Annotated in this window: 4 protein-coding genes; 3 read left to right on the forward strand and 1 reads right to left on the reverse strand. The window is 55.0% G+C overall.

Annotated elements, in window-relative coordinates; translation table 11 throughout:
• Positions 1-942, reverse strand: a 942-nt coding sequence (gene purM / locus A3730_RS00040; RefSeq protein ID WP_063537174.1) for a phosphoribosylformylglycinamidine cyclo-ligase, incomplete at its 3' end; no start/stop codon positions are given.
• A gap of 227 nt (positions 943-1,169) precedes the next feature.
• Here purM and A3730_RS00045 point away from each other — a divergent pair.
• The 3 genes from A3730_RS00045 to A3730_RS00055 form a co-directional block, all read left to right on the forward strand.
• On the forward strand, positions 1,170-2,180 hold the full coding sequence (locus tag A3730_RS00045) for a DUF2066 domain-containing protein (RefSeq protein ID WP_063518890.1): 1,011 nt from the start codon (positions 1,170-1,172) through the stop codon (positions 2,178-2,180).
• Positions 2,181-2,184: 4 nt separating this feature from the next.
• Positions 2,185-2,874, forward strand: coding sequence for a DnaA regulatory inactivator Hda (hda, locus tag A3730_RS00050; RefSeq protein WP_063518889.1), 690 nt, complete (start codon positions 2,185-2,187; stop codon positions 2,872-2,874).
• 187 nt (positions 2,875-3,061) lie between these two features.
• On the forward strand, positions 3,062-7,437 hold a 4,376-nt coding region (locus A3730_RS00055; RefSeq protein ID WP_063537176.1), incomplete at its 3' end, for a choice-of-anchor Q domain-containing protein.

Consider the following 7,437-nt stretch of genomic DNA (forward strand, 5'->3'; position numbering starts at 1 on the left):
GGCGTCGTCCACGTGGCTGGCGGGGACAGCGATGACCATGCCCACGCCGCAGTTGAAGGTGCGGTACATCTCAAAGGCGGGTACCTGGCCTTCCTGCTGCAACCACTGGAATACGGCCGGGAATTCCCAGCTTTTGGTGTCGATCACGGCACGGACGTTGTCCGGCAGCACCCGCGGCAGGTTTTCTGGCAGGCCACCGCCAGTGATGTGTGCCATGGCGTGGACAGGCACCTGTTCAATCAACTTGAGCAGGGATTTCACGTAAATGCGGGTGGGTTCCAGCAGGTGCTCGATCAACGGCTTGCCGTCCAGATCGATGTCAGTGTCTGCCTGGGCCATGATACGGCGAATCAGGGAGTAGCCGTTGGAGTGGGGGCCGGAGGCGCCCAGAGCGATCAGCTTGTCGCCGGCTTCGACCTTGCTGCCATCCAGTACGCCGTCTTTTTCCACCACGCCGACGCAGAAACCCGCCAGGTCGTAGTCTTCGCCTTCATACATGCCGGGCATTTCTGCGGTTTCACCGCCGATCAGGGCGCAACCGGCCAGTTCGCAGCCTTCGCCAATACCGGTGACCACGCTGGTGGCAATCTCCACGTCCAGCTTGCCGGTGGCGTAGTAATCCAGGAAGAACAGCGGTTCGGCCCCGCCCACGATCAGGTCGTTAACGCACATGGCGACCAGATCGACGCCCACTTTCTCATGGCGGTTGTGGTCGATGGCCAGCCGCAGCTTGGTACCCACACCGTCAGTACCTGCCACCAAAACCGGGTTCTTGTACTTGGTGGGCAACTCGCAGAGGGCGCCGAAACCGCCGAGACCGCCCAGCACTTCCGGGCGACGGGTCCGCTTGGCAACTGGGGCGATGCGTTTAACCAGCTCGTTACCGGCGTCGATATCGACACCTGCGTCACGGTACGTCAGTGGCCGTTTCTGTTCGGTCATGGGGGGCTCCGGGTTGGTGAAGGCGCGTATTCTAGCAACGGGCCTGCCTGCTGGGGAACCTCTGCGTGACGCCTTGGGGCGTTAAACTCAGGGAAAGCGGGTTTCGTCCGACAGATAAGGTCGCTTCGCTCAGGGATTTGCCCTGTAATTTGCCGGAAACGGGTTCGCGTGGCTGAGGTGAATAGGTGATAATAGCGCGCTTGAATTTTCGGTTGGAATGAGCGCCCATGCGTTTTATTGGATTGTTGGCCGTGTTGTTGGGATGGAGCCTGCTGGCCCAGGCAGAATCGCTGGATACAGTGCAGGTGCCGGTGGATGGCCGTGGCGACGAGCAGCGGCAGGACGCGTTGGCTGAGGGCCTGGAGCAGATGCTGGTGCGTCTGAGCGGGCAGCGGGATGTACTCAATGAGGCGGTGGCTAGTGAAGCCGCTTCACGGCTGGATCGCTGGGTGACCCGCTACGATTACAACACGCTGGATGATGGCAGCAGTGCCTTGCAGGCCCGTTATGACGTGAATGGCCTGATGGCCTTCATGGCGGAGCAGGGCGCATCGGTGTGGGGGATGCCTCGGCCCAGGGTGCTGCTTTGGCTGGTGGAGCAGGGCGCAGGCCGCGGCGAGATGGTGGTGGACGGTCACCCGCTTTATGCGCAGTTGGTTGCGCAAGCCCAGCGACGTGGCCTGACCCTCGTCATCCCGAAGTGGGATAGCGAGGATCAGGGGCGTTTGAACGTGGCAGACATCCGTGGCCGTTTCGATCAGCAATTGCGTGACGCCTCCAGCCGCTACCCCCATGAGCTGATTGCTGCTGCTGTGCTGTATCAGGGTGAGCCGGCCACGGTGAGCTGGCGAGTCCTGAAAGACAAAAGCACTCTGGAAGACGGCCGGGAGAAAACGGCGAACGACGGGGAGGCCGTGACTGCGTTGATCGACCGTGTCACCGACCAGCTGGCCGCCCGCTATGCGGTGAAAGGCGCAGTAAGCGATTTGCGCACCCTGCTGGTGGTGGATCAGGTCGACCAGCTGCAGGACTGGTTTACGTTACAACAATTTCTGGCGGGCCTGAGCGGGATGCGTCGAGCCTCACTGGTACAGGCCTCCGGTACTACGCTGACCTTTGGGCTGGATTTCAGTGCCAGCGACGAGCAGTTGCGCAACCTGCTGGAGCTGTCTCCCCAGTTGCGCGCCTGCCCGGATCCGGCGGTGGCCGGGCCCCAATGGCATTACTGCTGGCGTTGATTCCATGAGTGCGCAACTTCCCCTGGCCCTGCAGCTTCGCGAGGGCAATGCCCTGGATAATTTCCACGCGGGTCCCAATGGCGCTGCCATTGCCGGGCTTCGTGAGGCGGTGGAAGGTGTCGACCGGCAGGCGTTTTTCTGGGCAGGTAACGGGCAGGGCAAAAGTCATTTGCTGGAGGGTGCAGTGCGACTGGCCCAGCACAATGGTCTGGATGCTTGTCTACTGCCTGCCAGCGAAATCATTCCACTGGTTCCGGAAGTGCTGGAATCCATGGAACAGTTCGGGCTGCTGGCCATTGATGATTGTCAGTTGTTTGCCGGCCTGCCTGCCTGGGAAGAAGCCCTGTTCCACCTTTATAACCGGCTGATGTCGTTGGGTGGACGATTGCTGGTCACCGCCAATGCGTCGCCGGGGGCAATGGGCTTGATGCTGCCTGATCTCGCTACCCGTTTGGCGGCGGGCCCGGTCTACCGGCTGATGTCGCTGGAAGACGAAGATTTACAGGCGCTATTACAGGAAAGAGCCAGGGCGCGGGGCTTGCGACTGGAACCGGAAGTGGCCCATTACATCGTCTTGCGCAGTGAGCGGTCCGCTGGCGCCTTGATGGAATTATTGAGCGATCTGGACCGTCTGGCCCTGGCGCAACAGCGCTCTGTCACGATTCCCTTTGTCAAGGATGCGCTGGGGTGGTAAAAATGGGCGCTTAACGAATAAACAACAGTTCGCTACCTGAATAGGCGATATATTGCGCTTTATAACATTGGGTTACACGCCTCGTGGCACGCTCGGCAGGCGACACGGTGCAGATATTTGTGTATCACAAAGCGCAAGAACCACATTAGAACAATAACGCCAGGCACAAAGCCTGCAGGAGAACAGAATGCGCCACCTTGGGCTACGGCAGTGCCTTGCTGGCTGCGCCTTGATTTTTGCGGCCACCTCCCATGCAACGACTTACAATATCGAGACCACCTCGGACGTGGCATTCGAAGAGGTCGTGCGTGTCGATGATGCCGGTGAAGAATCGACTTATGAGGTGCGGTTTGCTGAGAAAGATGGCCTTTGCTCTGTGCGGGAGGCTGTCTATGCAAGCAATTATCAAGTTGCCGTGGATGGCTGTGAGGCAGGCACAGGTTCGAACACGATCAAATTGGTTGCTGGTGAAACCTACTTTCTTAGTGAGGGTGAGCTGCCAATTAGTGGAGGTTTGAAGGTCCGGTTTGAAACTATTGAACCGGATGATCCTGATGACGAACCAGTTCAGCAGCCGGTTGACTGTTCGGATGATCCCTGCTCGGAAGATATAAAGCTGAAAAGTGAGGTCAGCTTTACTGTGGCGTTGGCGGCTTTTGAAGATCCTGACCTGGATAATTTACCGGCTCTGGCCCCTGCTCCGAGCGCTGGGCCTGCCAGCCTGTTCAACATTCAAGAAAGCAACTCGCTTACCGTGAAAAACATGCGTTTGGGGCCTGCCAGCGATGCTGACGACCCACTTGTTTGTACGGATTCCCTAGCGGTTGACGAGGGCGGCCTGATACGTTCTTCGGGTACCGTGATTATTGCTGAGAATATGACGCTTCAGAATGGCTGCGCCAAACAGGGGGGCGCGATTTACCTGGCTGGGAAAGGCGTCTTGTCATTTGAGAAGGGAGGACGCTTTGAGAATAACGTTGCCAGGGAAAACGGTGCTGTCATCGCTACCTCTGATGATTTTCGTGGCGGTTTTACTGGCATCGGTTTTTACATGGCCGGAAACGCGGTTGATCCTTGGACTGCAGAGAGCGCCACTATTTACATAGCTGCTTTTGTACCAGAACTTGATGATGAAGGGGTTGAGGAAGACGAACCGCAAGTACAGTTTGGTTTATCAAACGGTACCTTGGCCAATAATCGCAGTGGGGGTATCCGGGTTGAGAGGGAAAATTACGCATCCGGATTGCTGAATATGACTATCGCTTTCAATGACGGTATTGGCTTGAGCCTGGAAGGCATTCCTGTTGACCCTGACGTTGACCTGGATGAACAGGGACCAACCACCCATATCCTGCATTCTGTTGTTGTCGGTAATGAGGGCGCCTGTGACGGTACCGCTCTTGTGGAAGAAGAAACCACGCGTCCCACTGCTGCTCGTATTGAGTATGTGATCACCGATGATCCTGGCTGTGTTAACAATATGGATACGGGGGCGACAGTTAACCCCAATACGGCTCAGTCAGATATTTTTCTAGGCAAAGGCGGCATCGCTTGTGAGGTTGATGCAGAGGGAGCAGGAGGCCCGGAGGAGGGCGGTTGTGACCCGATGACAGCGGAAGAGCTGGATGGTCCCTATCCTGGTTACTTGCCGAATCCATTGCCTTTGGCCGTAGTTGGTGTGGATGGAGTTGGAGGTGACGACTTTGCCCCTAGCTTGCTCGACCGGGGCAACCCCGAAACAGCAACAACAGATTTGTGTGAAACCAACGATAACCGAGGGAAGGCCCGTGCAGGGGCCGGTGGGCGTTGTGATGTTGGGGCAGTGGAATTTCTACGCGCGACGGCCCAGTCTGATGAAATTGCCTTGATCAGTGGTCAGTCCGTTCTCGCTGATGTGCTCGAGAATGACAGAAATGATACTTGGGTGGATTGTGGTTTAGTGTCTGGTTTTGATTATGACAATCCTTCGACTTATCCGGAGTGTCTGGACGTCATTACGACACCGGGTCGTGGTAGTGCCGTGATTGAAATTATTCGCCTGGATACCGATGGCGAAGAGTTGTCCAGTGATGTGGATGACAGTGAAGTGGACCGGTTTTATCCGAAAATTCGCTACACCCCGTCCGATAATTTCCATGGCGTGGACCAACTACGTTACCAGGTGAGTGAAAGCGCCTTTGTGGGTGGCACCGATACGGGGCGAGGTTTTAATGATATTGCGAATTTGGTATCAGAGCCCGCAAGTGGCTTGACGGAGAAAAAGAGCATTGGAGCCCAAGGCGCTGGTCTGCTGCTGTTGCTGGTTTTGGTGGGAATGCTGCGCCGCCACAATCGAGCGCTGATATTGCTGATAACCATGCTGTCTGGTCCTGTGCTGGCAAAAGATATCGTGGTGGATGTGGTGGGGGATACAGATAATCCAAGCCCTGAAGCCCAGGATCAATCGCCTGCCATCAAGGGCGATGGCATTTGCACCTTGCGCGAAGCGTTAGCGAATGCCTCTGGAGACGGAAACCCGGATTGCGCCTATGGCACTAATTCAACAGACCGTATTCTTATTCCTGCCATTGAGATCAAGTTAGCAGATACCTTGATTGTTGACAGTAGCGTGGAACTTGTGGGCAAGGGGGTGCTTGATGATCCGGATGATGACGAGGACACCGTAACGCAGATTATAGGTAAGGGAGATCATCGACTTTTCGAAGTGCGGCCTATTAACCCACAGTCCGCGCACCCGACAGTCTCCTTCCAGTATTTGACGTTGGAAGGTGGAAGAGCGGAAGGCGCTGGTGATAGCGGGTCCGGTGCGGCAATTCTGACTGGCGGGTCAATAATTTTTGACAGGGTTGTGATTGCTGGAAATCAGGCAGACGAGTCCGGTGGCGTGGTCTATGTTCGCGGTAATGCGGGCAACAAGAAGTTACTGACGTTCAATCGAACCTATGTGCATGATAATCATGCGACGAACGGTGGAGTTCTGTTTACTACCTCTCAGAACGAGGAAAGTATCGAAATCGCCATGGTCGACAGCACCTTTGCCGGGAATACGGTGGCAGGCGCAGGCAGCGTTCTGAAAGCTAATATTGCTAAAGGCCGGATTGAAATTGCCAATAGTACCTTTTTCGATAACGAGGGCGGAGCGGCTCTCGATCTGACCAATAGTTTGGTGAATGCCAACCTTATGAATGCGACCTTCCGGGATAATGATGCGGGGATCGATTTAGGGAATGGTTCGGATGCTGAAGTTAAAATGTCGAACAGCATCTACTTCAATAGCGGTGCTTGTACCTCAAGCGTGGGAGCAGAGCCGGCAGAGTTGGAAGAGAGTTTTTATAATGCTTTTTCTTCTACAGCTTGCGCGGCAAAGAGTGATGATCCTGACGCTACGAATTTGGAAAACGTAGATGTAGCAGAGCTTGCTGATATGTTGACCGATGAGCCGGGTACAGGAACGAATACTAACTATGCTCCGCCCTACCTGACGATAGAGCCGAATGGTGATCTGGTAGATGCGGGCAATGATGAGGCCTCACTGGCGGCGGGTGCCAGCTCGCCTCTAAACTGCCGGTCTGTTGACTTGCGGGGAATTTCTCGAACAGCGGGAGGACGTTGTGACCTTGGTGCTTATGAGTACCAGCAGATAACGGCTGGAGATGACGAAGGCAGTAATGCGGTTTCTTCAGGGCTTCGCGCTAGCGTAGATCTTTTAGATAATGATCTGGCCAGCGATGGAGCAGAAATTATTTTGCTGGATGACAGCGTTGATCCCGTCATATTTAAAAACGGCATATTCGAATTTGAGCGTGCCAAGATTGATGATCCGGACGCGGATCCTGTTGTATATGTGGGAACCGGTGAGTTTTTTGTGCAGAGTGCTGAGGATCCCACACGGTTTGAACTGACGTACCAAGATGGGAATGGTGACGATGTTGTCGAGACCATCGATTTTGTTTGGCAGTACTATAATGAAAATCGCGACGGTTATGACCTGCATTGTGGCGATCCGATTCCGCAGTTCATTATTGATGCGAATCCAGATGTTTTTGATGACGGGGATGTAGCAGATGACTGTGTTATTCTTTATACGCCTCCGTCATTGGTTGATGAGCCGTCACGACCCAGCCCTGCGTTCGCTGATTCGGTATGTAGTGCAACCGCTAACGCTCCGGTAAAAACTGCTTTCCTGTATCGATTTCAGGATAGCGAAGGGCTATGTTCTGGGAATGCAAGTGATTGCTCGGATTGGGCTAACCCTGTAGATACGTCGGACTGGGCTACGGTTGAGTTAACGATTAACGACAAACCGCCGGAACTGGAAAGCCTCTCGCGTCTGAATGACCCTGGCCAATCCGTAGAATTCACGCTAAGCATGTCTGACCCAGATGATCCGGGTCAGGTTGTCGATTGGGAAGAAATGTGGTCGGACGGTATTTCTCCTCCGAAGAGGCGATATCAGGTCAACTTGGTCAAAGAGCCCAGTTTTAGCAAGAAGGATGAGAATCATAACGCGGTAGGTTATGGGATTTTCCTGGATGTGGCGGGGCAAATCACCTATGTCCCCGA

The organism is Alcanivorax sp. HI0044, assembly GCF_001634945.1.

Coding starts and splice junctions, on each gene's coding strand:
- hda (WP_063518889.1), top strand. CDS start 2,185: ATGAGTGCGCAACTTCCCCTGGCCCTGCAGCTTCGCGAGGGCAATGCC.
- A3730_RS00045 (WP_063518890.1), top strand. CDS start 1,170: ATGCGTTTTATTGGATTGTTGGCCGTGTTGTTGGGATGGAGCCTGCTG.